This window comes from Caulobacter sp. AVps18, from assembly GCF_058681425.1.
Genome location: NZ_CM178737.1, coordinates 3,023,521 through 3,047,817, shown reverse-complemented (window position 1 = coordinate 3,047,817; position 24,297 = coordinate 3,023,521). Strand labels below are relative to the sequence as shown.

At 65.2% G+C, this 24,297-nt stretch carries 25 protein-coding genes; 8 read left to right on the top strand and 17 right to left on the bottom strand.

Translation table 11 applies throughout. The annotated features are described in order from the left end of the window. Positions 1-6: 6 nt before the first annotated feature. On the bottom strand, positions 7-1,266 hold the full coding sequence (locus ACW179_RS13990; protein WP_492060087.1) for an adenosylmethionine--8-amino-7-oxononanoate transaminase: 1,260 nt from the start codon (positions 1,264-1,266) through the stop codon (positions 7-9). Positions 1,267-1,356: 90 nt separating this feature from the next. Here ACW179_RS13990 and bioF point away from each other — a divergent pair, with 90 nt between their 5' ends. Both bioF and bioD read left to right on the top strand, forming a co-directional pair. Further along, positions 1,357-2,514, top strand: coding sequence for an 8-amino-7-oxononanoate synthase (gene bioF / locus ACW179_RS13985; protein WP_492060086.1), 1,158 nt, complete (start codon positions 1,357-1,359; stop codon positions 2,512-2,514). Next, positions 2,511-3,179, top strand: coding sequence for a dethiobiotin synthase (gene bioD, locus ACW179_RS13980; RefSeq protein WP_492060085.1), 669 nt, complete (start codon positions 2,511-2,513; stop codon positions 3,177-3,179). The genes bioF and bioD overlap by 4 nt, the downstream gene beginning before the upstream one ends. Here the strand turns inward: bioD and ACW179_RS13975 are convergent. Then, positions 3,170-4,594, bottom strand: a complete 1,425-nt coding sequence (locus ACW179_RS13975) for an alpha/beta hydrolase (protein WP_492060084.1) — start codon at positions 4,592-4,594, stop codon at positions 3,170-3,172. The two genes, bioD and ACW179_RS13975, sit on opposite strands and share 10 nt — an antisense overlap. A 64-nt stretch (positions 4,595-4,658) precedes the next feature. Continuing rightward, positions 4,659-5,522: a hypothetical protein gene (locus ACW179_RS13970; RefSeq protein ID WP_492060083.1), complete on the bottom strand. Its 864-nt coding sequence runs from the start codon at positions 5,520-5,522 to the stop codon at positions 4,659-4,661. Between the two features lie 179 nt (positions 5,523-5,701). Here ACW179_RS13970 and ACW179_RS13965 point away from each other — a divergent pair, with 179 nt between their 5' ends. Beyond that, complete coding sequence (locus tag ACW179_RS13965; RefSeq protein WP_492064317.1) at positions 5,702-6,601, top strand: SPFH domain-containing protein; 900 nt, start codon at positions 5,702-5,704, stop codon at positions 6,599-6,601. Between the two features lie 73 nt (positions 6,602-6,674). Here ACW179_RS13965 and ssb read toward each other — a convergent pair whose 3' ends face one another. The 11 genes from ssb to flbT form a co-directional block, all read right to left on the bottom strand. Next, positions 6,675-7,178 (bottom strand): single-stranded DNA-binding protein, encoded by a 504-nt coding sequence (ssb, locus tag ACW179_RS13960; RefSeq protein WP_492060082.1) that lies wholly within the window; start codon positions 7,176-7,178, stop codon positions 6,675-6,677. Between the two features lie 131 nt (positions 7,179-7,309). After that, positions 7,310-7,696, bottom strand: coding sequence for a hypothetical protein (locus tag ACW179_RS13955; protein ID WP_492060081.1), 387 nt, complete (start codon positions 7,694-7,696; stop codon positions 7,310-7,312). A gap of 14 nt (positions 7,697-7,710) precedes the next feature. Further along, the gene (locus ACW179_RS13950) at positions 7,711-8,391 is read right to left on the bottom strand and encodes a hypothetical protein (protein ID WP_492060080.1); all 681 of its coding nucleotides are present in this window, start codon (positions 8,389-8,391) and stop codon (positions 7,711-7,713) included. 58 nt (positions 8,392-8,449) lie between these two features. Next, complete coding sequence (locus tag ACW179_RS13945; RefSeq protein WP_492060079.1) at positions 8,450-11,275, bottom strand: hypothetical protein; 2,826 nt, start codon at positions 11,273-11,275, stop codon at positions 8,450-8,452. Positions 11,276-11,351: 76 nt separating this feature from the next. Continuing rightward, positions 11,352-11,906, bottom strand: coding sequence for a GNAT family N-acetyltransferase (locus ACW179_RS13940; protein ID WP_492060078.1), 555 nt, complete (start codon positions 11,904-11,906; stop codon positions 11,352-11,354). Between the two features lie 140 nt (positions 11,907-12,046). After that, positions 12,047-12,883 (bottom strand): flagellin, encoded by an 837-nt coding sequence (locus ACW179_RS13935; RefSeq protein WP_492060077.1) that lies wholly within the window; start codon positions 12,881-12,883, stop codon positions 12,047-12,049. 175 nt (positions 12,884-13,058) lie between these two features. After that, a complete protein-coding gene (locus ACW179_RS13930) occupies positions 13,059-13,370 on the bottom strand; it encodes a hypothetical protein (RefSeq protein WP_492060076.1) in 312 nt (103 codons plus the stop codon). A gap of 114 nt (positions 13,371-13,484) precedes the next feature. Then, positions 13,485-14,306, bottom strand: a complete 822-nt coding sequence (locus ACW179_RS13925; RefSeq protein WP_492060075.1) for a flagellin — start codon at positions 14,304-14,306, stop codon at positions 13,485-13,487. A gap of 269 nt (positions 14,307-14,575) precedes the next feature. Beyond that, positions 14,576-15,394, bottom strand: a complete 819-nt coding sequence (locus ACW179_RS13920) for a flagellin (RefSeq protein WP_492060074.1) — start codon at positions 15,392-15,394, stop codon at positions 14,576-14,578. Between the two features lie 243 nt (positions 15,395-15,637). Beyond that, entirely contained in the window at positions 15,638-16,000 is a 363-nt protein-coding gene (gene flaF, locus ACW179_RS13915; RefSeq protein ID WP_492060073.1) for a flagellar biosynthesis regulator FlaF, read from the bottom strand. Next, positions 15,960-16,385, bottom strand: coding sequence for a flagellar biosynthesis repressor FlbT (gene flbT / locus ACW179_RS13910; protein ID WP_492060072.1), 426 nt, complete (start codon positions 16,383-16,385; stop codon positions 15,960-15,962). Before flbT ends, flaF begins: the two co-directional genes overlap by 41 nt. 186 nt (positions 16,386-16,571) lie before the next feature. Here flbT and ACW179_RS13905 point away from each other — a divergent pair, with 186 nt between their 5' ends. The 3 genes from ACW179_RS13905 to ACW179_RS13895 all read left to right on the top strand — a co-directional run bounded on the left by ACW179_RS13905 (position 16,572) and on the right by ACW179_RS13895 (position 20,231). Further along, a complete protein-coding gene (locus ACW179_RS13905) occupies positions 16,572-18,365 on the top strand; it encodes a tetratricopeptide repeat protein (RefSeq protein ID WP_492060071.1) in 1,794 nt (597 codons plus the stop codon). 110 nt (positions 18,366-18,475) lie between these two features. After that, positions 18,476-19,339, top strand: coding sequence for an AAA family ATPase (locus ACW179_RS13900; protein WP_492060070.1), 864 nt, complete (start codon positions 18,476-18,478; stop codon positions 19,337-19,339). A gap of 88 nt (positions 19,340-19,427) precedes the next feature. Next, on the top strand, positions 19,428-20,231 hold the full coding sequence (locus ACW179_RS13895; RefSeq protein ID WP_492060069.1) for a hypothetical protein: 804 nt from the start codon (positions 19,428-19,430) through the stop codon (positions 20,229-20,231). Positions 20,232-20,246: 15 nt separating this feature from the next. Here the strand turns inward: ACW179_RS13895 and ACW179_RS13890 are convergent, their stop codons facing one another. Further along, complete coding sequence (locus ACW179_RS13890; RefSeq protein WP_492060068.1) at positions 20,247-20,618, bottom strand: hypothetical protein; 372 nt, start codon at positions 20,616-20,618, stop codon at positions 20,247-20,249. A 32-nt stretch (positions 20,619-20,650) separates the two neighbouring features. Continuing rightward, the gene (locus tag ACW179_RS13885; protein WP_492060067.1) at positions 20,651-21,463 is read right to left on the bottom strand and encodes a universal stress protein; all 813 of its coding nucleotides are present in this window, start codon (positions 21,461-21,463) and stop codon (positions 20,651-20,653) included. Positions 21,464-21,569: 106 nt separating this feature from the next. On the opposite strand from ACW179_RS13885, the gene ACW179_RS13880 reads away from it, so the two are divergent. Both ACW179_RS13880 and ACW179_RS13875 read left to right on the top strand, forming a co-directional pair. Beyond that, a complete protein-coding gene (locus ACW179_RS13880; RefSeq protein WP_492060066.1) occupies positions 21,570-22,190 on the top strand; it encodes a YfbR-like 5'-deoxynucleotidase in 621 nt (206 codons plus the stop codon). After that, on the top strand, positions 22,187-23,167 hold the full coding sequence (locus ACW179_RS13875; RefSeq protein WP_492060065.1) for an NUDIX hydrolase: 981 nt from the start codon (positions 22,187-22,189) through the stop codon (positions 23,165-23,167). Before ACW179_RS13880 ends, ACW179_RS13875 begins: the two co-directional genes overlap by 4 nt. A 154-nt stretch (positions 23,168-23,321) precedes the next feature. Here ACW179_RS13875 and ACW179_RS13870 read toward each other — a convergent pair whose 3' ends face one another. Then, entirely contained in the window at positions 23,322-23,684 is a 363-nt protein-coding gene (locus ACW179_RS13870; RefSeq protein ID WP_492060064.1) for a hypothetical protein, read from the bottom strand. Positions 23,685-24,297: the final 613 nt, after the last annotated feature.

Here is a 24,297-nt window from a genome sequence, read left to right as displayed (position 1 = left end):
GTGGGGTCAATCGACGCCGAGAACCCGGCGAACGGCCCGTGTCAGTAGGGCAAGATCGGCGTCGGGCGTGGTGAAGGCCGGCGTCAGATAGATGACCTTGCCCATCGGCCGGATCCAGACCCCTTCCTCCGCGAACCGGGCGCATAGGTCGCTCACCGCCACGGCCGCTTCGAACTCGACCACGCCGATGGCCCCCAGCACCCGCACATCAACGACGCCCGGCGCGATCCGGCAGGGCTCCAGCCCCTGGGCCAACGCCGACGAGACCCGCGCCACGTCGGCCCGCCACGATCCGTCCTCAAACAGGTCCAGCGATGCATTGGCCGCCGCGCAGGCCAGGGGATTGGCCATATAGGTCGGCCCATGCATCAGGGCCGCGCCCGGATCATCGGACAGGAAGGCCTGGAACACCCGCGTCGAGGCCACGGCCGCCGACAGCGGCAAGGTTCCGCCGGTCAGGGCCTTGGACAGGGTGACGATGTCGGGCTCGATCCCCGCCGCCTGCATGGCGAACATTGATCCGGTGCGGCCAAAGCCGGTGAAGATCTCGTCGAAGATCAACAGCACCCCGTGGGCGTCGGCCAGGCGGCGCAGGGCCCGCAGGGTATCGGGGCCATGCAACAGCATGCCGCCGGCGCCCTGAACCAGAGGCTCAACCAGGATGGCGGCAACCTCCCCGCCTCGTTGCGTCAACAGCGCGTCTAGCGCCGCCTCGCCCTCGGCGTCGCGCGGCAGGTCGGCGATCACCTGGGCCGGCATGACGCCCGAGAACAGGCTGTGCATCCCCTCCTCAGGATCGCAAACCGTCATCGTGGCCAGGGTGTCGCCATGATAGCCGCCCCGGAACGACAGGAACCGCGTCCGCCCCTGCACCCCGCGATTGATGTGGAACTGCAGGGCCATCTTCATGGCGATCTCGACCGCCACCGAGCCTGACTCGGCGAAAAAGGCATGGTTGAGGTCTCCCGGCAGCAGATCGGCCAGACGCCGCGCCAGGCGATAGGCCGGCTCGTGCGCCAGCCCCCCGAACATCACATGCGGCATCCGCTCGATCTGGTCGCGCAGGGCCTGGGCGATATGGGGATGGTTGTAGCCATGGCAGGCCGTCCACCACGACGCCAGGCCATCGACCAGTTCGCGGCCATCGGCCAGCACCAGCCGCGCGCCATGGGTGGCGACCACCGGCAGGGGCGGCCGGGCGGTCTGCATCTGGCAATAGGGTCGCCACACGTGGGGCGCGCCGGCGCTCATCCAATCGGGGGTCATGATGATCCTGCATTGCGCCCCGCCTTTTCGTTGCGAAGCGGGGGCGCACTGCCTATGCCCAGCGCCCTAGCTTCGCAAACAGGAAACAGCATGCAGAGCCTCGACGCCTTCGCCGGCGACAAGCTGGACGCCCTGGAAGCGCAGAGTCTGCGCCGTACACTCAAGCCGACCCGACGGCTGGATGGGGCGGTCGTCGAGCGCGATGGACGGCGGCTGATCTCCTTCTCCTGCAACGACTATCTGAACCTCACCCACCATCCGGCCGTGCGCGCCGCCGCAGCAGAGGCGGCCCTGAACTACGGGGCCGGCGCGGCCGCCTCGCGGCTGGTCACCGGCGATCACCCCCTGCTGGGCGATCTGGAAAAACGCCTTGCGCGACTGAAGGGGACTGAGGCCGCCTGCCTGTTCGGCTCGGGCTACCTCGCGAATCTGGGCGTCATCCCCACCTTTGCTGGGCCGGGCGACGTGATCCTGGTCGACGCCCTGGCCCACGCCTGCATCTTCGCCGGTGCCAAGCTGTCGGGCGCCAGGGTGATCATCTTTCGGCACAATGACGTAGAGGATCTGCATCGGCTGCTGAAGGCCGAGCGCGCCGGCGGCCGCCACGCCCTGGTCGCAACCGACGGCGTCTTCTCGATGGACGGAGACATCGCCCCGCTGGACCAACTGTCGGCCGTCTGCGCCGCCCACGACGCCTGGCTATTGTCGGACGACGCCCATGGTGTTGGCGTTCTGGCGCAAGGACGTGGCTCGGCGGCCCTGTTCCCCGGCACCGAGATTCCGCTGCAGATGGGTACCCTGTCCAAGGCGCTGGGCTCATATGGTGGCTATCTGTGCGGCTCCCAGGCCGTGATCGACCTGCTGAAGACCCGGGCCCGCACAGTGGTCTATGCCACAGGCCTGCCGCCCGCATCGGCCGCGGCGGCCCTGGCGGCGCTGGACGTGATCGAGGCGGATCCAGCCCTGACCGCCCTGCCCCTGGCCAAGGCCCGCGCCTTCACCGAGGCCCTGGGCCTGCCGCCCGCCCAAAGCCCCATCGTGCCGGTCATCATGGGTTCGGCCGCTGCCGCGCTCGAGGCTTCAGCAAGGCTGGAAGCCGAGGGTTTCCTCGTGGTCGCTATCCGTCCGCCAACCGTGGCCGAGGGCACGGCCCGCCTGCGCTTCGCCTTCAGCGCCGCCCATGCCGACGCCGATATCGCCAGGCTGGCTGATCTTGTCGCCGGCATTCGCCGGGAGCTAGCCGCATGAAGGCCCTGTTCGTCGCCGGAACCGGCACCGACATCGGCAAGACCCATGTGGCCTGCGCCCTGCTGCGCGCCGTCCTCGCCAGCGGCCTGACAGCCGACGCCTTCAAGCCCGTAGTCAGCGGCTTTGACCCAGATGATCCGGCGGCCAGCGATCCGGCACGGCTGGCCCACGCCCTGGGCGAGCCCGACGCCCTGCCCCGCATCTCGCCGCGCCGCTATCGCGCGCCACTCGCGCCCAACCTCGCGGCGCGACTGGAGGGCGAGACCCTCGACGTGGGCGACCTGATCGCCGATTGCCGCGCCCGCCTGGCACGTCCCGACCGCGACTTGCTGCTAGTCGAAGGGGCCGGCGGAGTGATGTCGCCCCTCACCGATACGGCCACCAATCTGGACCTGATGGTCGCCCTGGACCTGCCCGTCCTGCTGGTCGCTGGCTCCTACCTCGGCACCGTCAGCCACGTGCTGACGGCGCTGGAGGTCGTCCGGTCGCGCGGCCTGACAGTGGCCGCCATCGTCATGAGCGAGAGCCTTGATGCGCCGGATCTGGATCAGACCGCCGACATGCTGCGCGCCTTCGAGACCCGCACGCCGATTCTGACCGCGCCGCGCGCCGCCGACTGGGACGCGCTCGACCTGGCCAACCTGATCCTCACGCCTCAGTCGTAAACGAAGCTCATCAGAGCGTCAGACGCGGGCAGGCAGCTGCGATCCACCGGCTGGCCAGGATCAGCAAAAAAGGCCCGCACCATCTTGCGCGCGCAAGCGCTGCGGCTGGTGACGCCGTGGGTGGCGTTGGTGACGATCACCACCTGGCTGCCGGCATAGCCCTTGGCCGCCGCGCGGGTGAGGTCGGGCGGACAGCCCGGATCGATCTCTGCGGCCAGGAACAGGGTCGGAATGGCGGTCTTCACCGGCAGGTTCTCGCTGGCGAGGATCGGCCCCACATCGATGCGCTTGCAGATGTCGTGCAGGCGCTGCATCGATGCCACCATCAGTCGGGCGACCGGATCCTTGCCGGCTCCGGCGGCCACGGCCGCACGGGACTCGAAGGGCAGTTCTTCCTTGCACAAATGGGTCATGAACTGACCTTCGCTATAGTAGTCGCGAGCCCCGACGAACTCATCGACCGGCGAAAGGTCGCCCTGGATGATCTTCCACAGGTCGCGCGGCAGATAGGCAGCATTGAAATAGCTGGCGTCCATCAGATAGCCGCCCAGGTCGTCGGCCGTGTAGGTCTTGCCCCCCACGGTCTGCGGACCGGCCAGCCAGCGCTCGGCGACGGCCGAGAGCCTGGCCTTCAGGTCGGGATAGCGGCGGGCGCACTCGGCCACCTTGGCGCACTTGGCCATGACAATGTCGATGGATCCCGAAACCATCTCCGGCCCGCCCACCGTCCAGGCAGCCTCCGGCGGCCAGGGAGAATCCTGCACCACGGCTCGCACGCCTTCGGGCGCGTTGGCCTGGATCGCCGCCTCTATCCGGGTGCCGTACGAGCCGCCGAACAGATCGATCCTGTCCAGCTTCAACGCCTTGCGCAGGTCCTGGACGTCATGGGCTACCTCGACAGCGTTGTAGCGTGACAGGTCCACGCCCTTGGCCCTGAAGGCCTGCAGGCAGGCGACGATGCCGTCAGCGTCCTTGTCGGACGGAGGACCTGCGTCCGTCAGGGCCGTCCCCGGACAGTCGAGCGACGGGTCGCTGAGACCTCCGCCCCGCTGGTCCATAAAGATCCAGTCCTGGTCAACACCGATATAGTCCTGGGCCGCCGGTCGTTGCAGCATCCGCGGCACGCCGGCCACCGCCGCGCCGCCGGGACCGCCGTGCAGGTAGATCACCGGCGGCAGGCCCGCCTTGGGCGCAGAAGCGCGTACGATGGCCACAGCCACGCTGATGCGGCGGCTTCCCGGCTTGTCGCGCGCCTCGTCAACGATCAGATTCCCGCAATCGACCTTCTGGCTGACCGCTGAATAGTCGCCCACGCAGGCGGTCGGCGTGAACACCGGAGCCGCCGCCCTGGCACCGCCGGCGAAGACCAGAAGAGTCAGGGCACCGACGGCGGCGATCCAGGATGAGGGCGACATGGCGACTCCTTGAATTTCAGCCGCGCATGAAGACCGGACAAGGCGTGCGCCGCAAGGCCCAGGGTCAGCGTTCAAGCTCCTCAGCCATAAGCGCCGCCAGTTGAGACAACTGGTTGGCACCGCGCAGATCGGGCCGCACGCGGTAGAGGGCCGTCAGATAGGCCAGGTCTACGGGCGTCAGTCGCTTGGCGACCTTGTCGGCGGGCACGTCCCGGGCGAACAGATTGAGGATCGACGCCTGCCCCGGCACTGATGGATTGGCGTCGATATCAGCCAGCGAGACCATGGCCACATAGTCTGAAAGGGCACCGATCTCGACCCCGGCCATCTGCCGGGCGTCAATCACGACCACCGAAGCGCCGATCAGGTTGCGGGTCGGCGCAACAATGCGACTGCCCGGCGACCGTACTTCCTCTGGGCCAAAGGCGTCGGACATTGTGGAAATAGAGCCCAGATTGGAGGTCGTAGCGATGGCGTGCCACCAGCGGACAGGGCGCGGGTCGGCGACAAAGCGCTCGATCGCCGGCAACTGAGCGCCAGCAAAACTGATCTTGTAACGGCGTCGCGCCTGGGTGAGCATCACGTCGGGTTCGCGGGAAAACAGGATCAGAAGGTTGGGCCGGCACGCCTTGTCTTCGAAGGAGATCGACACCGCCTGACCGACCTCGCGAAGACGCGCCGCGACATAGGTGTTCACCTCACGCGGTGCCCCCGCGACCAGCGGACAAAGCCGCAGCGGTCGGCGGGAAATCTGTTCGCCGCTCAGCGCCGAGACCTCGCGCGCGAAGGCCAGCACCCGCTTGCGATTGGCAGCCTTGACGGTGACGGGGTCGATATCGGCGCTGCCGGAGGCCGCTGGTGCTGGTGCAGGGTCTGGTGCTGACGTCTGGGCCAGCGTCGGCGTGGCCAAAAGCAGCCCGCCGATCATAATTCCCGCTCGAAACGCCTTGCGCATGACGCCGCCTCACCGGACACGCGCTTCGCGCGCAATGAAAAAGAACTGCAATTCAAAATACATCCAACAGCACTGCAGGCAAGACGCCAGCGCCGAATCCTCGCCCCATACCCAGCAGGATCGAAAAACGAGAAAGACCGATGGTGAGCGACATCGAACATTCCCCTTTCGGCAAACCGGGCAAGCCCGCCAGGCCGCCGACAAACCCCGCCGCCGTTAAGCGCACCCTGATCGCCGGAGCCGTCGGCTTTCTCCTGCTGATCGGTGGCTGCCAGGTCATCGGCCACAGCACCACGGTCGAGCCCGGCAATGTGGGCGTCAAGATCCGCACCCTCGGGGCCGGCGCGGGCGTTGCGCCCGAGGCCCTGCCCGCCCGCTGGTATCTGCGCGGCATCGGCGAACGCATCGTGCAGTACCCGGTAATCCAGCGCACCTATAGCTACACCCGGGAAAAAGACGAGCGCGGCAACGAGAACGAGGAGATCACCTTCTCCGACAATACCGGCCTGCCGATGACCGCCGACGTCTCGGTGACCATGCAGGTCAACCCGGCCTCGGCACCGGCCCTCTATCAGACCTATCGCCTGACCTTCGACCAGTTGCTGGACGGCCCGATCCGCAATGACGTGCGCTCGGCCGTGGCGGCCGAAGCCGAGCGGGTCGGGGTCGAAACACTCTATAGCGGCGGACGGCAGATGGTGATCCAGAAGGCCTATGCGCGGGTGGCCGGCAAGTGGGCCCGGCACGGGGTGAATGTCTCGCAGCTCGACTGGATCGGCTCGATCCGCTACCCGACCGCCGTCATCGACCAGATGCAGCGCAAAACGCAGCTGGAGCAGGAAGCCCTGGCCGCCAAGGCCCTGGAGGCCAAGGAAACCGCCCTGGCCAACGCCGCCGTCGCCCGCGCCAAGGGCGAGGCAGAGGCCATCCGGATCAAGGGCGAAGCCCTGCGCTCGAACCCGCAGGTGCTGCAACAGCAGGCCATCGAGAAGTGGGACGGCGTCCTGCCCAAGGTCACCGGCGGCTCGACGCCGTTCATCAAGATCGATTGATCGCCCGCAACAAAACGGGGCGGCCTCCGCAAGGAGACCGCCCCGTGACGTTCTGGTCGCTTCAGGCGTGAGCCTAGAAAGGGATTTCGTCGTCCAGGTCGGCCGAGAAGCTCTCGCGCGGGCCGCTGGGCTGGCTGCGCGGGGCGCCGCCGCCGTAACCACCACCGCCACCGCCGCCGCTGGAATAACCGTCATCACCGCCCGACGACATGCCTGCGCCGTCGCCTCGGCCGCCCAGCATGGTCAGTTCACCACGGAACTTCTGCAGCACGATCTCGGTGGAGTACTTTTCAGCGCCGGTATTGTCGGTCCATTTGCGGGTCTGGATCGCGCCCTCGATATAGATCGTCGAGCCCTTCTTGAGGTACTGCTCGGCCACCTTCACAAGGTTGTCGTTGAAGATCACGACGCGGTGCCACTCGGTCTTTTCCTTGCGCTCGCCCGTCGTGCGGTCGCGCCAGCTTTCCGAAGTGGCCAGGCGCAGGTTGGCGACGCGATCGCCCGAACCCAGGCTGCGAATTTCGGGATCGGCCCCGAGGTTGCCCACCAGAATGACCTTGTTGACGCTGCCCGCCATCGTTTCGACCTTGATCTCGCCCGGCGACCCTTGCGCCGGAATCTGATCAGGACGTTAACGACCCCGGAACGTCAAGACAATTTGTTCTCAATACGTTCTTGTGGATCGCCGTTGAGCGGGAGAGCGGCGTTCTACTGACGCTGCACGGCACCCGGCACGGCCAGACGGCCATCGCCGGTGCGGACCAGCGACATGAAGCGCGCACCGTCATAGGTCTGGCCCAGATAGATGCCTTCCTTCTCCAGGAAGATGAAGCTGCCCTGGTAAGAGCCGACAAGCGTACGGTTGGGGCTGCCCATCCGGACGAACCGCACCCGCATCCCCTCAAGCTCGGCGGCGCACAGTTCCATCGACGCGACGTTGCGCGCCACCGGATTGAAACGCAGCGTCTTGTCCTTGTTGGTCGCCACCTGGAAGCAGACGCCCTGCTCGAACGGGGCCTTGATCTGCTTTTCGCAGGCCGAGAGGGCCAGGGCGGCGGCAGCGACGGAAACGGCGATCAGGAACGGACGACGCATGGCGGTGACTCGTCTTAGCCGGCGACCGGGATCGAGCAGTTCGGTCCCTGGTCGATCACGGAATGGAAGGAGCGATTGTCCGAAGACGCCTCGACGCGACCTGGCACGAGACGCAGGGTTTCCTCGCCCCAACGCCCATATGTGGCCCCGCCGGTCTTCTCGCAACGGCCGGCGAACAGGGTCTGGGCGCAGGCATTGAGGGTAATGTCTCCCGGCAGGCGGCGCCATTCGTTACCGGCATAGCGCCAGCAGGCGGCCAGAGGCGCGCTGACGGTGGCGGTGGACGGAACCGGCGCAGGACCGGGCATGGACGGCATAGGCGTTGGCGGGGCATCGACTGTCGGCGGCAGCGGCGTCAGGACCATGCCGGCCTGATCAGCAGCGGCCAGGGCACCGGTCTCGTCGACGCCGACGTCGAGCGCGCCGGTGGCCACACCGTTCTTCTTGGCGCATTCCGCCAGGGTGGTCTCGCCAACGAACTGGCCGCCGACGAAGCAGCGCAGAGGTCGGGCGGGGTCCAGCTTGGTGTCGTCGGCGCGACCGGTCTCAACGATCAGGCCGGCTCGCGAGGCCGGAGGCGGCTCGGTCTGCTTGTCCTGGCCACTGACAAGCGCAATGGCGATGCCCAGCCCGGCGATCAGCGCCAGGGCCGCGCCGCCCGCCAAAACGATCCGTCGGTCTTTCAGAAGTTCCATGCTCTCTGGCTACGACGCAAGGATGACGCTTTCAAGCGTCACAGGAGCCGGGAACCGACTATCCGCCCGTCAGACGGTCCAATGCGGCCTGATAGTTGGAAATCTGGTTCTTCAGATAGGTCGGAACCGTGCCGCCCGTCTTGCCAGAGGTGGTGCCGGCCGACGAGTTCACACCCAGGGCGGTGTCGGCGATTTCGCGATAGGCGGTGCGGACGGCCGACATGGAACGGGTCAGCACCGAGGCGGCGTTCTTTCGGCCTGCCTCGCTCATCAGATCAAGTTCCGGCGGCAGTTGCAGGCCAAACACCGGACCGCCGCCGTCAGCTGAAACCGTCTTGCCGTTCTCGGTCTTGGTGCTGCGCACGACGCCAGCGGCCAGGCCGAGGGCCTGGAGGACGTCAGTGCCCCCCTTCCCCGCCAGGATTTCGACCGTTGAGGTGTTGTAAGCCGGGCTGATCTTGAGCTTGCGGGCGTTGCCGTCGCTGGACTGCTCGACCTTGGCGCTGAAGCCGGAGGCGCGCTTGATCTTGTCGGCCAGGGTTTCCAGCGTGTCCCTGGCGTCGATGGTGATGGTGGTCAGGGGCCCGCGCTCGCGGGTGCGGATCTGGAAGGTGTCGCCCGCCCGCGCCGCCGTGGCCGAGACCACGCGCTCAGACTGCGTGTAGTCCATCGCGCCCTTGGGCAGGCCAAACAGGTCCAGGCTGCTGGCACCGGCCTTGTCGACCGAGATTGAGGTCGGGGTGGCGAAGCCGTCCTTGCCGGTCAGGCGCTGTGACCATGAGACCCCGCCGGTGGCGACGTCGATCTGGGCGACATAGCCATCCTTCTCGCCGACCGTGGCCTGGCCTTCGAGGTCCTTGCCGGCCGAGCCGACCAGCCAGGCTGAACCATTGGCCACGTCCATGCCGGTGACGGTGTCGTCGCCCGTGCCGCCATAGTAGGCCAGGGTGTCGGCGCTGGTGTCGGAGAGATCCAGCGCAACGCGGCCGACGAAACCGTCGGAACCACCCGAGGCCGCCGTGGTTGTGTTCTGGATGCCCAGCGCGCCGTTGGAGGTGTAGCCACCCACATACAGCTGGCCGCCGTCAATCTTGAGTCCCGCCAGATCCCCGCCCTTCAGCGAGCCCAGGTCACGCACAGCGCCGGCCGTCAGGGTGGCGGTCTTGGTGTAGTTGACGGGCGTGGTGGTGATGATGCCGTTGGAATCGACCTTGGTGGCATTTTCGGTGACCACGGTCGGGTTCACCGTAAAGCTGCGCAGGACGGCGTTGCCGCTTTCCTTGCCGCCGACGATCACCTGAGAGCCGTTGACCACAATATCGGTGACAGAGTCGTTCTCTGCGCCGCCGAACTTGTTGGTGAACAGGGCCCGGGGTGTGCCGTTGACGTCGGTTGCAAAGGCCGTGAGGTAGGAATCATACCCCCCGCCCCCAGCTGTCCCGGTCGATCCTGGAAGATCGGACTTGGAGCGCCCACCGACATAGAGGACGCCGTTGGCTCCAAATGCCAGGGCGGTCGCCTCGTCTTCCAGCAAGCCGCCGCGACGCACGGTCCACGCCTCGTCGCCTTTGGCGTCATAGCGAGTAACGAAGCTGTCGGTCAGGCCCGTCGCGGCGTCGGAATTGATCGGGCCATTAACGGCACCCTGCAGGCGGCCGGTGATCGATCCGGCCACCGCAACGCTGCCGTCAGTCGAAACCGCCAGCGAAAGACCGCTGGCCGTGTCCGTGGCGCCCAGGCTGCGCGCATACAGCAGGTGGCCGGCTGAATCGTACTTCAGCAGGGCCACATCCTGCTCGCCCTTGATGACCTGGCTGCTGATGTCCTTGGTGACGTCGGCCAGCATGTAGATCGAGCCGTCGGCCCCGGCGATGGTCTTGCGGACGCTGGAGATCGTGCCCTGCAGGGTTTCAGAGAACACCTTGCCGCCCGGCTGGCCACCACCGGCGGCGCTGTACTTGGTCAGGGTGTTCTCAATGACTGCGTCTTTGGTCTTGGTGTCATCATCGGGATCGGGATCGCCGGCGGCCGTCGTGATGTAGACGGCGGGCGACGAGGTGGACGCCGAGAAGGTGAGTTGCTCTGACGAATCGCCCTTGATGCGCAGGGCGAAGTCGTCGCCCGTGGCCGGCAGCTTCACGGCCTGGCCGTTGACCTGCACGGTGCGTGTTTCGCCGATCTTGCGATCCACCGCGAAGCTGGTCTCAAAGCCCCCGGCCTTCAGCTTGGTGTTCATGAAGCTGACGACATTGGACATCGTGCGCGGCGTCGCGCCCATGTCGGCCAGGTTCATCGTCAGGTTGGTGGTCACGCCGAAGCGCTTGACCGCCATGTCGAAGCTGACGTCGCCCTGGAAATTGGGAACCACGTCGTCGGACTGGCCCGAATAGATCGTATCGGACACATAGCCATAGACGTTCTTGGGTACGCCGACGGTCGAGCGGTCGCTGGTCATGACCGTGCCGGCGGTCAGGCGTCCCTGCTCCAGGGTGACGTTCTGGGTATAGCTGGTGACCTCGGACAGGCCCTTGGTGATTACTGCCTGCAGGCGCTTGAGCTCGCTGTCGGTGACGCCCTTCTCGGACGACCGCGCGGCCAGAGCCGAGAGGGTGTTGAGAGCCTGGTAGGTTGCGAACAGCTTTTTATAGTCGCCGCTGGCGCCCTTGAGCGTGGTCTCGTTGGCCGATTCGTCGACAAACTTGCGACCGCCGAGGGCGGCCTTGACCAAGGCGCTGGGTTCGGCGGTTTTCGAAAGCCAGGGCGCTGAGGGGACGACGGCCTTGGTCTTGCCGCCACTCGTAGTCGCCGCCGTGGGCGCGCCGTTCAGCTGGCCCGTACGAGCCTGATAGTAGCTGAGCAGAGCGCTGGTGTCCAAAGTGATCACGACAGGTTCCGACGGCGCATGGAGCGCATCCGTGTTCTTCGCACAGGGAACGCTGATGACTCGTTAAGACTTGGGATCAGGCGGCGATCAGATGGGCCTCAACGAGGCTACGACGGGCCGCCTCGCGCAGGTCGCGCCACTCGTCAGCCAGTATGCCCAACATCACCACATCGCGCGGCGCGCCATTTTTCAGGACGTGGCCGCGCAGATAACCTTCTCGCCGGAACCCCGAACCCGCCTGGGCCTTCAGGGCCGCGTCGTTGTCGGCCATGACCTCGGCGAAAACCTTGTGCAGGCCAAGTTCACCAAAGGCGCGGTCCAGGCCCAGAACCTGGGCGGCGCGACCGACACCACGCCCCCGGGCTTCGGCCGAGCCGAGAAACCAGTTCCAGCCGGCGCGGCGATGGTGGCTGAGCAAACCGGTCAGGGTGAGAAGCCCGGCAGCGGTCCCGCCGCGGGTGATAAGCCATCCCCGCATGTCAGGATCTGAGCGCAGGCTGGAAAACCAGGCGGCATGGGCGTCTGCGCTCGGAAAGGCGGCGTCGGACATCCAGCGATCGACCTCCGGCTCCGAACGCCATTGGAAGAGAACGCCTTCGTCTTCGTCCCGCAACTCGCGAAGATCGATCATGCCGTCAGAATCCCCCCTTGCAGACCTGGCGCAAGCGTATCGTCCGCGCCGCGCCGGGCATAGTCCGTTCCGCCCAGAGCGGCGGCCAGAAACCGCCAAAAGGCTCAGACGCCCAACGCATGGCGCCGGGCGCCCAGGCCTTAACCGCCCTTGAAGAGCGACAGGATGATCTGCGGCGCATTGTTGGCGATCGACAGCGCCTGGGCACCCAGTTGCTGCTTGACCTGCAAGGCCTGCAATCGAGCGCTTTCCTTGGCCAGATCTGCATCGACCAGATTGCCGACCCCGGTCTCGAGCACATCGTTCAGGCGCGAGACAAAGCTGTTGTGCGCCTCGATCTGCTTGGCCTGGGTGCCGATATTGCCGACAGCCTGGTTGATCGCGCTCATGGACGCGTCAAGGCGGGTCAGCACACCGGTAGCGTTGGTGACGCTCAGAATGTCGTCCGTCGCCGACAGGGTGTTGATCGTCCCGCCCAGCGACAGGTTCTGCAAATTCAGCGTGATTGAGGTGCCGGCGTCGGCGTCGGCCAGGAACGAGATGTCGGAGGTCAGACTGCCGTTGAGCAGGTTGGCACCGTCAAACGTGGCGCTGGACAGCACCTGGGTCAGGTTCTTGATCAGCCCCTGGAAGTCGGCGTTCAGGGCCACGCGCGACGAGCTTGTCAGCGAGGTGTCCTTGGCGGCAACGACCTTTTCACGCATCAGATTGAGCAGGTCGGACACCGACTCGCCGGCCGCCAGGGCCACGTCAGCGACCGAGGTCGCGCGATCCAGGCTCATCTTGACCGCCGACAGGGCGTTCATGTCTGCGCGCTGTTCCTGGGCGATAGACCAGACAGCCGCGTTGTCCTTGGCGCTGGAGATCGCAAGACCCGTGTTGATGCGGGACTGAACGCCCTGCATGTCATCGTTGGTCTTGTTCAGGTTCTGCAGAGCAATCAGCGCGGGCTGATTGGTGTTGACGCTAAGCGTCATTCGCGGCCTCCGATCGGAAATTTTTTCCGGGTTTGGTGCGCAGGCCTCATGGCGAGCGCGCCCTCACGGAACCGACCGTAGGATCAGAAGGTAAGATTATGGTTAACGGAAATAAACCATAACCACATAGTCCCGCGACCGTGCGTCGCAGGACCGTCGAGCGCCGTTCTCGCCCCTAGCTCAGGCCGTCAAAGACCGCCCCGGGGTCATAGCCGGCAGCGTGCTTCAGCTTCAGAACGTCCTCGCGCGGCAAGACCTGCAGGGTCTCGCCGGTACGCCGATCAACCGTCTTGTAGATGAAGGTCTTGGTATCTTCATCCTGCTCGATCACCAGGCGCAGGTCGCCGGGCTGCGGGCCGGTCACTTCGACACGCGGTTCAGAAACGCCGACAGCGCCCACGGAAGACTCCGGGGCGTTGAACTTGGGAATTGGCCCCTGAGGGGCAGGATCAGCCGGCAGAGCCGGCAAAGCGGCTTTGGTTTCCATGGTCCTTGCGCCAGCGCCTACGCGTCGGCGTCCTCCTATGTTGGTTCTCCCCGTCTTTCGGCCTGAGGTGTAGAGATGGAGGCGGGTTCTTGCGGAACCCGCCTCCTCCATTCCTTATCGGAACAGGCTCAGGATCGAGGACGAAGCTTGGTTGGCGATCGACAGCGCCTGGACACCCAGCTGCTGCTTGGTTTGCAGCGACTGCAGCTTGGCGCTTTCCTTGGCCAGGTCGGCATCCACCAGGTTGCCAACGCCGGCTTCCAGGCTGTCTTGCAGCTTGCCGATGAAGGTCAGGTGGGTGTCGAGACCGGTCGAGCTTGTCCCTAGCGAGGCCAGCTTGTTGGTGGCCGTCTGCAGGGCGGTGCTGACCGTGGCGATCATGGCCTTGGCGGCGGTGGCGTCGGCGAAGGTCGAGCCGGCGGTCAGGCCGATACCGGTCAGCGACAGGGTCTTGGCGTCGACCGTGAAGCCCGAGCCGTCGTTATTGGCCAGGAAGGTCAGCTTGGTGGTCGAACCATCGGCAATGCTGACGCCATTGAACTTGGCGTTTGTAGCAGCCTTGGTGATCTGGTCGCGCAGCGACTCGAAGTCGGCCTTCAGGGCGTTGAAGCTGGCGGTATTGAGCGAGGTGTCGGAAGCGGCCAGGGCCTTTTCCTTCATCTTGCCCAGCAGGTCGGTGATGGTGTCACCGGCGGCCAGGGCCACATCGATGGTCGACTGACCGCGTTGCAGCGAGTCTTTCACCGAGTTGAGGGAATTGGCTTGCGACGTCTGGATCTTGGCCGTGGCCCAGATCGCGCCATTGTCCTTGGAGCTCCCCACCTTTTTACCGGTGTTGATGCGCTGCTGGACGGTGGCCAGTTCCATGTTGGTCGAGTTGAGGTTTTGCAGCGCAATCAGAGCGCCGGCGTTCGTGTTGATGCTATTCAGCGCCATAACGAATTGTCCTTTTCAAGGTGTGCCGACGTCATTTTGACTGCCGGGAGCTTTTTGCTCACCCAAGTAGGAAGCAATGACCGGGCCAAACCTGCCCACCTGCGGCGGACGCACAAGTCATTGAGAAATATGCGTTATAGGTCTGTTAACGACAAAGGCTCCCTGCAATTTCTGCCGGGAGCCTTTGGTCATGGGAAATTCTTGCCGGGCACATGGCGCCCAGCTGAAAGGAGGCGCCGGGCGACCCGAAGGTCGCCCGGCAAATCGGATCACTTGAACAGCGACAGGATCGATTGCGGAGTCTGGTTGGCGATGGAGAGAGCCTGGACGCCGAGTTGCTGCTTGGTTTGCAGCGACTGCAGCTTGGCGCTTTCCTTGGCCAGATCCGCGTCGACCAGATTGCCCACACCGGTTTCCAGGCTGTCCTGAAGCTTGCCCACGAAGGTCAGGTGAGTATCCAGACCGATCGAGTTCGTGCCCAAGGACGACAGCTTGTTGGTCGCCGTGGTGAGTGCCGTCGTAATCGTCGCAATCATCGTCTTGGCCGTCGCAGCATCGGTGAAGGTCGACGCAGCGGCCAGGCCGATCCCCGTGAGGGTCAGGGTCTTGGCTGCAACGGTGAAACCACCGCCGTCGGAATTGGCCAGGAAGGTCAGCGCCGCCGTCGAGCCGTCAGCAATGCTGACGCCGTTGAACTTGGCGTTCGTAGCCGCCTTCGTGATCTGATCACGCAGCGACTCGAAATCGGCCTTCAGAGCGTTGAAGCTGGCGGTGTTCAGCGAGGTGTCGGAAGCGGCCAGGGCCTTTTCCTTCATCTTGCTGAGCAGATCGGTGATCGTATCGCCAGCTGCGAGCGCCACATCGATCGTCGATTGACCGCGCTGGAGGGAATCCTTCACGGAATTCAACGAGCTAGCAGCTGAACTCTGCATCTCGGCCATCGACCAGATCGCGCCATTATCCTTGGCGTTGGCGACTTTCTTACCGGTGTTGATGCGGCCCTGTGTTGTTGCAAGCTCCGAGTTGGTTGCGTTGAGGTTTTGCAGTGCGATGAGCGCACCGGGATTGGTGTTGATTGAGTTCATCATAGATCACCTACCATTTTGGTGGGATTTATCCGGCAGGCCGGCTGGGCGTTTTGCCCGCAATCCACATCGCAAGCGCCGGGCCAGTCGCGCACCCGCGAGGCCAACTTTTAACGCATTGATTTTGATGATCTTTTTCTATCAACACCCCAGGCACGAAACCGCCCGGCGAATGCAATATTCGCCGGGCGGCAGGAAGTTCCTAAGGGGGTGGGCAATCGAGTCCGAGGACCCGAACGGACGCTCTCAAGCCGCGTCGGTGCGACCGGCCAGGCCCTGCATGATCGTACGATTGATATCGATCAGCGGCTCGAAATCTTCCTCCTTGCGCATGACGGCGCTGGAGTGACGCCCCACCCAGAGGCTCAGCGAAATGATGCTGGCCCTCAGGTCGGGCGACAGGGAATTTTCCGGCAACGAGCAATCGGTGGCCATCGCCGACCAGACGCGGCGATTCCAGTCGAGCGCGTCGATACGCGTCGCGACGTCATCCACCGGCGCCTTCGACGCGTCCATGAGAGCGCGAGTCACCTGACCAAACAGGCGGTACTCAAGCTCACGCGGATTTTCAGACCTCGTGGCCGCCTGCTGATAGGCCCGAAGAGACATGCCCCAACCTCTCGTCTTCGTATTCGATCAACTTACGGCTCAACATGAGCGCCTTGTAGTACTCGCGGGCCATGACGTGCTTGGAGATTGCAATGCAGTCGCCAAGCACAGCTGGGTTACGCACCACGCTCATGAACTCGTTCAGGCGCGTGGCGAATTCTTCGTAGAATCGTTCTGCGACGCTCTCTTCGAGATACATCATCATCACCGGGAAATAGATCCGACGCGACGGCGTCGTGACCTGATCCGGCTGCATGATGTCCTTCTCGCGGAGGACGGATGCCTTGTTTTGCAAGACAAGAACGCCGCGCCGATCCCCGTTCTGGACCACCGCACCGTTCAAAACGAACTTCTCGCCGGGCTTCAGCGAAAGCTTCAAAGGCACTTATGCGGCTCCCCTCTGCAATCGCCACGAAACCCGGTCCGCCACGATTGGCGGGTCAAGAGCCAGGTTAGGACAAAGCGGGTTAACGCCGTCTTGCTGGCCATGCGACCGAGAGCCGCAGCTTAGGACTCAATTAAGCATACTGTCCCACAGGATGGTTAACACCAAACTGGCAAGGCCCTTACCATGTCCCGCAAACGCGCCCTCGAAGGCTCCGCCAGTTCGCTGGCCCAGCAGGAGATCACGGCAGAGGCGATCGTCCAGCGCGGCATGGCGGCGACGGCCATGGGCGACTCGGCGTCACTCGAGGCGCTGACCCGGCTGGAGAAGGCCGCCAAGGAACTGAAGAATCGCGACGCCGCCCGCCTGCTGGCCCAGGCCATCGCCGCCATTCATTCGCGCGACTATCCCAAGGCCGACGAACTGGCGCTGAAGGTTCTGGAACATGACGAGCGTCAGGGCGTCGCCTGGCACGTCCTGGCGATCGCTCGCGAAAAGACCGGCGACTTCGTTTCGTCCATGAAGGCCTATGAAGCTGCCCTGAAGCTCCTGCCAGACCACGGCACGGTGGCCGGCGACCTGGGCCGTCTCGCCTATCGCATGGACATGCCCGAGATCGCGGCCAAGTTCTTTGCCCATTATCGACTGGCCCGCCCCGACTGCGTTGAGGCCTCCAACAACCTGGCCTGCGCCCTGCGCGATCTCAATCGCTGCGACGAGGCCATCGAGATCCTGAAACCCGCGATCATGGCCGACCAGGGCCAGCCGATCCTATGGAACACCCTGGGCACGGTGATGTGCAGCCTGGGCGATGGACACGGCTCCCTCACCTTCTTCGACGAAGCGCTGCGCCTCGCTCCGAACTTCGGCAAGGGCTATCACAATCGCGCCTATGCCCGCCTGGACCTGGGCGACATCGAAGGCGCGCTGGCCGACTGCGAATCGGCCATCGCCCAGGCCGAGTCCGGCGAGGACCTGGCGATGATGCAGTTCGCGCGCGCCACCATTCTGTTGTGCCTTGGCCGCGTAACCGAGGGCTGGGCCGCTTACGAAGCCCGCTTCTCCCCGGCCCTTACCGACGCCCCCCGCTTCCTGATCGACTCGCCCCGCTGGACGCCGGACCAGGACCTGGCCGGCAAGCGCCTGATGGTCTGCGCCGAGCAGGGCCTGGGCGACGAGGTGATGTTCGCCAACATGCTGCCCGACGTGATCGAGGCCCTCGGTGACGCGGGCGCGCTGTCCCTGGCGGTCGAACACCGGCTGGTCCCTCTGTTCCAGCGCACCTTCCCGCAGGTCGAGGTCACCGCCCATCGCACGGTCTCGTTCGAGGGCCGGGTCATGCGTACCGCGCCCAACATTGCTGACTGGTCGAAGATCGACCTGTGGACCCCCATCGGCTCGCTGCTGCCGGTACTGCGTCCCACGATCGAGGCCTTTCCGGATCGCCCGAGCTTCCTGACCGCTGATCCCGAGCGCGTCGCCTATTGGCGCGCCCAACTGGACGCAGCCCCCAAGGGTCCCAAGGTGGGGCTGCTGTGGAAGAGCCTGAAGCTGAACGGTGAGCGCGCCCGGCAGTTCTCGCCCTTCGACCTCTGGCGCCCCATCCTGGAAACGCCCGGGATCACCTTCGTGAACCTGCAATATGGCGATTGCGCCGAAGAGATCGCCCACGCCAAGGCCGAGTTCGGGATCGACATCTGGCAGCCGCCGCAGATCGACCTCAAGCAGGACCTCGACGATGTGGCGGCCCTGTGCTGCGCCATGGACCTGGTGGTCGGCTTCTCCAACGCCACGATCAATCTGGCGGGGGCCTGCGGCGCGCCGGTCTGGCAGATCAGCGGGGCCGGCTCCTGGACCCGGTTGGGCTCGGACCGTCTGCCCTGGTATCCACAGATCCGCTGCTTCTCGTCGTCTGACTATTACGACTGGAACCCGACCATGGCGGCGGTCGCAGACGCCCTGTCCGAACGCTTCGCCTGACAATCCGGGTTTTTAATCCGCACTCTGTCGTCCGACACCCTTGCCAACCGCGTCGACGCCGGTAATTTGAACGCTCGTTTGAGACCGGACCAATCCGGCAGAGGATGGGCATGAGCCAGCGCTTCGAAGGCACTTCCGACTATGTGGCGACCGACGACCTGAAGGTCGCGGTGAACGCGGCCGTGGCCCTGGAGCGTCCGCTCCTGATCAAGGGCGAACCGGGCACCGGCAAGACCGTACTGGCCTATGAGGTCGCCAAGGCCATGGGCGCGCCCCTGCTGACCTGGCACATCAAGTCGACCACCAAGGCCCAGCAGGGCCTTTACGAGTACGACGCGGTGACCCGCCTGCGTGATAGCCAGCTGGGCGACGAGCGCGTCAAGGAGGTGAAGAACTACATCAAGAAGGGCAAGCTCTGGGAGGCCTTCGAGGCCCCGGTTCGCCCCGTCCTGCTGATCGACGAGATCGACAAGGCCGATATCGAGTTCCCCAACGACCTGCTCCAGGAACTGGATCGCAACGAATTCTATGTCTACGAGACCGGCGAGACGATCGCGGCCAAGGTGCGCCCGATCATCATCATCACCTCCAACAACGAGAAGGAACTGCCGGACGCCTTCCTGCGCCGCTGCTTCTTCCACTACATCCGCTTCCCCGACGAGGCGACGATGCAGGCCATCGTCGATGTCCACTATCCGGGGATCAAGCAGAAGCTGGTCGCCGAGGCGCTGCGCATCTTCTACGACATGCGCAAGGTGCCGGGCCTGAAGAAGAAGCCCTCGACCTCGGAGCTGCTCGACTGGCTCAAGCTGCTGCTGGTCGAGGACATCGACGAGAAGACCCTGCGCGAAAAAGACCCGACCAAGCTGATCCCGCCCCTGCACGGCGCCCTGCTGAAGAACGAGCAGGACGTCCACCTGTTCGAGCGCCTGGCCTTCCTGGCCCGACGCGAGGGCGGCGCGCGGCCTGGGTAGTAAACCTCGCGGCGAGTCCTAACCGGGAATTCACTGGACGGCTCGCCGCGCCACGCTCACCTTCCCCTCGATTTCAAAAGGGATGGTCATGCGTCACTCGACCTGGATTCTTGTCGCAAGCGTCAGCGCTCTGGCCCTGGCCGGCTGTCATCGCCCGGACACGAGCAAGACCGAGCGGCATGAGCATGGCGTGCGGCGCGAACCGGTGCGGGTGATCTCGAAGCTCGACTGTCCGGAAAAACAGGGTGCCCTCACCCGCGTCAACGCGGCGGCCGACGGCCTCTCCTGCGCCTATACCGGCAACGGGGCCGAGATCCTGCTACGGCTGGTGTCGCTGAACGGCGGCGACGCCGAGGACGCCCTGGCCCCGATCGAGACCGAGCTGAAGGCCCTGATGCCGGCAGTTCGCGCGCTGGCTCCCACTCCGGGCGGTGCCAAGGACGGCCGCAACAGGACCAGCATCCATCTGCCCGGCGTTCGGATCGACGCCAGCGATGACGGGGCCGATATCAAGATCGGCGACATGACCATCAACAGCGATGACGGTGCCGCCGAGGTGCGGATCAACAAGAACGTCACCGTCAAGGACGGCAAGCACAGCGAAAGCGTCAGTGTCACCACCGAGGAGGGCGGCGACGGCGATGTCGCCATCCGTGCCACCGACGACGGCGCCGAAATCCGCCATAGCAGGAAGGGCGACGCGATCCGCTCGACCCTGATCCTGGCCAGCGACAAGGCCCCCAGCGGCTATCGCGTGGTCGGCTACGAGGCCCGTGGCCCCAAGGGCGGCCCGATCGCGGTGGCCACCGTCAAGGCCAAGGACCGCGACTCGGGCGACCATGACGTCTTCAAGGACATGAAGGCCCTGGTCCGCCACAATGTCGGCGGCTGACCAGGACCGTTCAGGTCAGAGCTGGGCGACTTCCATCACCTTGTAGGTCAACGGCCGGCCGTCCTCGTCGGTGACGGTGACATATTCGCCAAGCGCAAAGCGGTGCTCGCCCAGGCGGTGCACCGGCTCGTCGTCGGCGGTGTCGGTGTCGTCATAGTCGAAGAACCAGCGCGTTCCCTTGCGGGCCAGGCGACCGTCCACGGCCTCTTCATCGGGCGCAAAGCGGCGGACGCTGCATTGGGCCTTGGACCTGGCATAGGCGGCCTCGTCCAGATGACCGTCGGCGGTCAGGGGCGCGGTCAGGGCATAGCCCCGGTGATCGTCGCCGCCGGCGAACTCGGTGCCCGGATTGCGGGCCAGACGCATGACAATGCGCGACAGGGACATCTAAGCCTCCCTTGAAGAATTGACGTTGGGGATCAGTGCGACAGAAACAGCGAGGGACCCTCGCTGTTCAGCAGGCTGCGCGTGGTGCCGCCGAAGATGAACTCCTGCAGGCGCGGATGGCCAAAGGCCCCGGCCACCAGGAAATCGGCGCCGACGTCACGCGCCACGCCCTGCAGCAGGCCGGCGGCGTCACCGGACCCCTTCAGCACCTGGCTGGTGGCGCTGACGCCCCGGGCCGCCAGGAAGTCGGTCATCCGCGACAGGTCAAAATGGCGCGAGGAGGCCTCGGGCGCGCCGGCCACGATCACCGACGAGGCCCTTTGCAGCAACGGCAGGGCCGTGCGTAGGGCGCGGCTGGCTTCCTTGCCGCCGTCCCAGGCCACCACGGCCACCCCGCCCACCTTCAGGCCCGGCCGGGCCACGACCACGGGACGCTGCTCGTCGGCGACCAGTTGCTGGAAGGCCTCGGCCAGCGGCCCCTTGCCGCGCGCGGCGGCGTCGTCGAACACGATGACATCGGACAGACGCCCCTCCATCGCCAGGCCCGCCCAGACGGGCGAGTCGAGGCTGATGATGCGCGTGCGGCCATAGCCGATCTCGGCGGCCATCACCCCAACGGCGCGTGCGCCCTCGACGGCGGCCTCCTTCAGGCTTTCCAGCGCGGTGACCTGCACCCCGCCCATGAAGCCTTCGCCCATCCAGGGCATCAGGTCGGCGATGTCGGCCGGCGCATGGATGCAGGCCAGTTCGGCGTCGAACGCCGCAGCCAGGGTCGCTGCTGACGCCAGCACCCCCCTGTCGCTCTGGGCTCCTGCAAGAGGAGCCATAATTCTCGCCCAGCTCATGATCGAACTCCTTTGGAGTGCATTTCCACAGAAGAGGGCCGGCCCATCATTGATCTTTGTCAACCAATGGGCCAGTCAATCCACCTTCACCGTAAGGAACGATCTCGTGGCCAAAGGGCTGCATAGGGGCGCACCGCCCCGCGCGTGGCAGAGAATGTTGTCGGGTCGCCGGCTGGATCTGCTTGACCCCTCGCCCATGGACATCGAGATCGAGGACATCGCCCACGGCCTGGCGCGCGTCGCCCGCTGGAACGGCCAAACGATTGGCGAACATGGCTTTTCCGTCGCCCAGCACAGCCTGGTGGTCGAGGAGATCGCCAGCCACATCAAGCCCGACCTCGAACCCAAGTGGCAGTTGGCCGCCCTGCTGCACGACGCCTCCGAATATGTGATCGGCGACATGATCAGCCCGTTCAAGGCGGCCCTGGGCGTCAGCTACAAGGATTTCGAGGCCCGGCTGGAAGACGCCATCCACATCCGTTTTGGCCTGCCGGTGAAGACGCCGCCGGCCATCAAGAAGCTGATCAAGCAGGCCGACCGCGCCTGCGCCTTCTTCGAGGCCACCCAGTTGGCCGGGTTCGAGCACGCCGAGTCCCTGGCCATCTTCGGTACGCCCCCGGCCGGCTATGACCTGCGCATCAAGCCCCAGCCGCCGTTCGAGGCCCAGGCCCACTATGTCGAGCGCTTCCACGTGCTGTCACGGGCGGCGGGCTTCGAGACGGCATGACCGCATCCGTCGTCATCGGGCTGTCGGCCGTGGTCGTCGCCATCCGCGACGGCGAGGCCGTGGTGCTGACCGTCCGCCCGCATGACGCCGTCACCGATGTCGCCTCTCCCCTGCCCGGCCTGCCGTTCGGCCCGTTCGACCCCGAGGGCCACCGCACCTTCGAGCTGGGCCTGCGGGCCTTCGTCACCGAGCAGACCCGCTTCCAGCTGGGCTATGTGGAGCAGCTCTATACCTTCGGCGACAAGGGCCGCGACGCGCCTCGCGCCGAGGTCGGGGCCGGGGCCGCGCGGGTGGTCTCGGTCGGCTATCTGGGCCTGACCCCCGACGCGGTCGACACCGACGCCCCTGACACCGTCTGGGCCCCGTGGTCGCGGTTCTTCCCTTGGGAAGACTGGCGCCAGGGCCGCCCCGACCTGCTGGACACCGTCCTGGCCCCGGCCCTCAAGCGTTGGGCCGACGGCGACGCCGGCAAGTGGTCCCGCGCCCGCCTCGCCTTCGCCCTCGACGGCGCCTCGTGGAACGAGGAACGGGTACTGGAGCGCTATGAGCTGCTCTATGAGGCAGGCCTGGCCCCCGAGGCCGCCCGCGACCGGGCCCGCGCCGACGGCCACGACCCGGCCGAACCCGCTGCCCTGTCGGCAGCCCTCGGCGAGCCGATGATCTCCGACCACCGCCGCATCCTGGCCACCGGCCTCTCGCGCCTGCGCGGCAAGATCAAGTACCGCCCGGTGGTCTTTGAACTGACCCCGGACGAGTTCACCCTCTCGACCCTGCAACGCACCGTCGAGGCCATAGCCGGCGTGCCCCTGCACAAGCAGAACTTCCGCCGCGTAGTCGAGCGCGAGGATCTGGTCGAGGGCCTGGGCCGCATGGACGCCGAAACCGGCGGCCGCCCGGCTGAACTGTTTCGCTTCCGCCGCGAGGTGCTGACGGCCCGGCCGGTCAGCGGGCTGAGCCTGCCGTTGTTGCGGGAGTAAAAGCAGCGGCTGGGCGCAACCGTATGAGCCGGTCGTTGAATTTACTTGCATCGGAAGAGCATGGTCACACCCGCCGGTTTCCGGGAGCGAATTGACAGGACGTGCTGTACAAGCAGCATTACCTTGAGATCCGCGCATGTACGCTAACGCGCCTTCAACATACGCTTACCAAGCTCGTTTTTCCGTTCTTTAGATCTACACCAACACTACAAGCATAGACATTTCTCGCATTCTTAGTGCACTCTAGTCCGCCGCTCTGCTTTGCCCTCAAACCAATTTCGCAATTGTCTTCATTTTTTATCGGCCCCGACATCGAGTCGTAGATCTTTTTTGCGCTCGGCCCGTCAAGAAATAGAGCGACTCGATCCTTCTTTTGCCCCGGCGGCGGATCAAGTATATCGCCCCCAACGATCGCAAATTCTGCTTGAATTTTCTGAAATATTACCGTCCGCGCGACAGATGGTGAAGCCAAAGCCACACCCGCCAACAATATCAGGGTCAGTTTTTTCTTACCCATGGATCAAACACACTCCCATTCAACTGGGCCTTTAAAACGCGCAACGGCTCGAAGCCGCGAATATTTGAATCGTCAAACTATGCAACGCTCACCTGACGTATCGCAACGAAGTTATCGACGGGTGCCCACTCGCCGCCACGGTTCAGGGCAGCTCTAGGCAATGGGTTAAACAATGGAGCCGCATATTGCTGCGACCGGTACGTCGCGCACTAGCATGATCCCTTGGATCTGGATTGAAGCGCTAGAGCGCGAGGGCTCAGCGCTTTGAGGGGACCGGTGGCCGTTAGCCCCTTTGTCTATCGTGGAAATACGCGGCGAGACGGGCACAGGTTGGCAGCCTCGCCGGAAATTCACCGGCAAGTGTGGGGAGGCGGCGGAGCGTCCGGGCCAAACCCGGAAGAGTGTTTGTAGTGGAGTACCGTTTCGGCCTGGGCCGGAGCGCTCCGCAGGATCGGTGGACGAAAGCCTTCGGGGCGCGGGGTTTTAACCCGCTTCCAAAGAGGCCTCCGGCGGGCGGGGAGATGGCGCTCCCCGGACCGTCCAGGCGATTTCAGCCCGGACCTGTCGCGTCTCGCGGGCGTCGCCAAAGGGAGTTCCCGGCGGTCCCGGGTCG

Bases quoted from the DNA above. Each gene is read 5' to 3' on its own strand.
- bioF (WP_492060086.1), top strand. From the start codon at position 1,357: ATGCAGAGCCTCGACGCCTTCGCCGGCGACAAGCTGGACGCCCTGGAA.
- ACW179_RS13890 (WP_492060068.1), bottom strand. From the start codon at position 20,618: ATGTCCCTGTCGCGCATTGTCATGCGTCTGGCCCGCAATCCGGGCACC.
- ACW179_RS13970 (WP_492060083.1), bottom strand. From the start codon at position 5,522: ATGATCGGCGGGCTGCTTTTGGCCACGCCGACGCTGGCCCAGACGTCA.
- ACW179_RS13940 (WP_492060078.1), bottom strand. From the start codon at position 11,906: ATGATCGATCTTCGCGAGTTGCGGGACGAAGACGAAGGCGTTCTCTTC.
- ACW179_RS13930 (WP_492060076.1), bottom strand. From the start codon at position 13,370: ATGGAAACCAAAGCCGCTTTGCCGGCTCTGCCGGCTGATCCTGCCCCT.
- ACW179_RS13895 (WP_492060069.1), top strand. From the start codon at position 19,428: ATGCGTCACTCGACCTGGATTCTTGTCGCAAGCGTCAGCGCTCTGGCC.
- ACW179_RS13975 (WP_492060084.1), bottom strand. From the start codon at position 4,594: ATGTCGCCCTCATCCTGGATCGCCGCCGTCGGTGCCCTGACTCTTCTG.
- flaF (WP_492060073.1), bottom strand. From the start codon at position 16,000: ATGTCTCTTCGGGCCTATCAGCAGGCGGCCACGAGGTCTGAAAATCCG.
- ACW179_RS13920 (WP_492060074.1), bottom strand. From the start codon at position 15,394: ATGATGAACTCAATCAACACCAATCCCGGTGCGCTCATCGCACTGCAA.
- ACW179_RS13870 (WP_492060064.1), bottom strand. From the start codon at position 23,684: ATGGGTAAGAAAAAACTGACCCTGATATTGTTGGCGGGTGTGGCTTTG.
- ACW179_RS13885 (WP_492060067.1), bottom strand. From the start codon at position 21,463: ATGAGCTGGGCGAGAATTATGGCTCCTCTTGCAGGAGCCCAGAGCGAC.
- ACW179_RS13935 (WP_492060077.1), bottom strand. From the start codon at position 12,883: ATGACGCTTAGCGTCAACACCAATCAGCCCGCGCTGATTGCTCTGCAG.
- ACW179_RS13950 (WP_492060080.1), bottom strand. From the start codon at position 8,391: ATGGAACTTCTGAAAGACCGACGGATCGTTTTGGCGGGCGGCGCGGCC.
- ACW179_RS13900 (WP_492060070.1), top strand. From the start codon at position 18,476: ATGAGCCAGCGCTTCGAAGGCACTTCCGACTATGTGGCGACCGACGAC.
- ACW179_RS13875 (WP_492060065.1), top strand. From the start codon at position 22,187: ATGACCGCATCCGTCGTCATCGGGCTGTCGGCCGTGGTCGTCGCCATC.
- bioD (WP_492060085.1), top strand. From the start codon at position 2,511: ATGAAGGCCCTGTTCGTCGCCGGAACCGGCACCGACATCGGCAAGACC.
- ssb (WP_492060082.1), bottom strand. From the start codon at position 7,178: ATGGCGGGCAGCGTCAACAAGGTCATTCTGGTGGGCAACCTCGGGGCC.
- ACW179_RS13955 (WP_492060081.1), bottom strand. From the start codon at position 7,696: ATGCGTCGTCCGTTCCTGATCGCCGTTTCCGTCGCTGCCGCCGCCCTG.
- ACW179_RS13905 (WP_492060071.1), top strand. From the start codon at position 16,572: ATGTCCCGCAAACGCGCCCTCGAAGGCTCCGCCAGTTCGCTGGCCCAG.
- ACW179_RS13990 (WP_492060087.1), bottom strand. From the start codon at position 1,266: ATGACCCCCGATTGGATGAGCGCCGGCGCGCCCCACGTGTGGCGACCC.
- ACW179_RS13925 (WP_492060075.1), bottom strand. From the start codon at position 14,306: ATGGCGCTGAATAGCATCAACACGAACGCCGGCGCTCTGATTGCGCTG.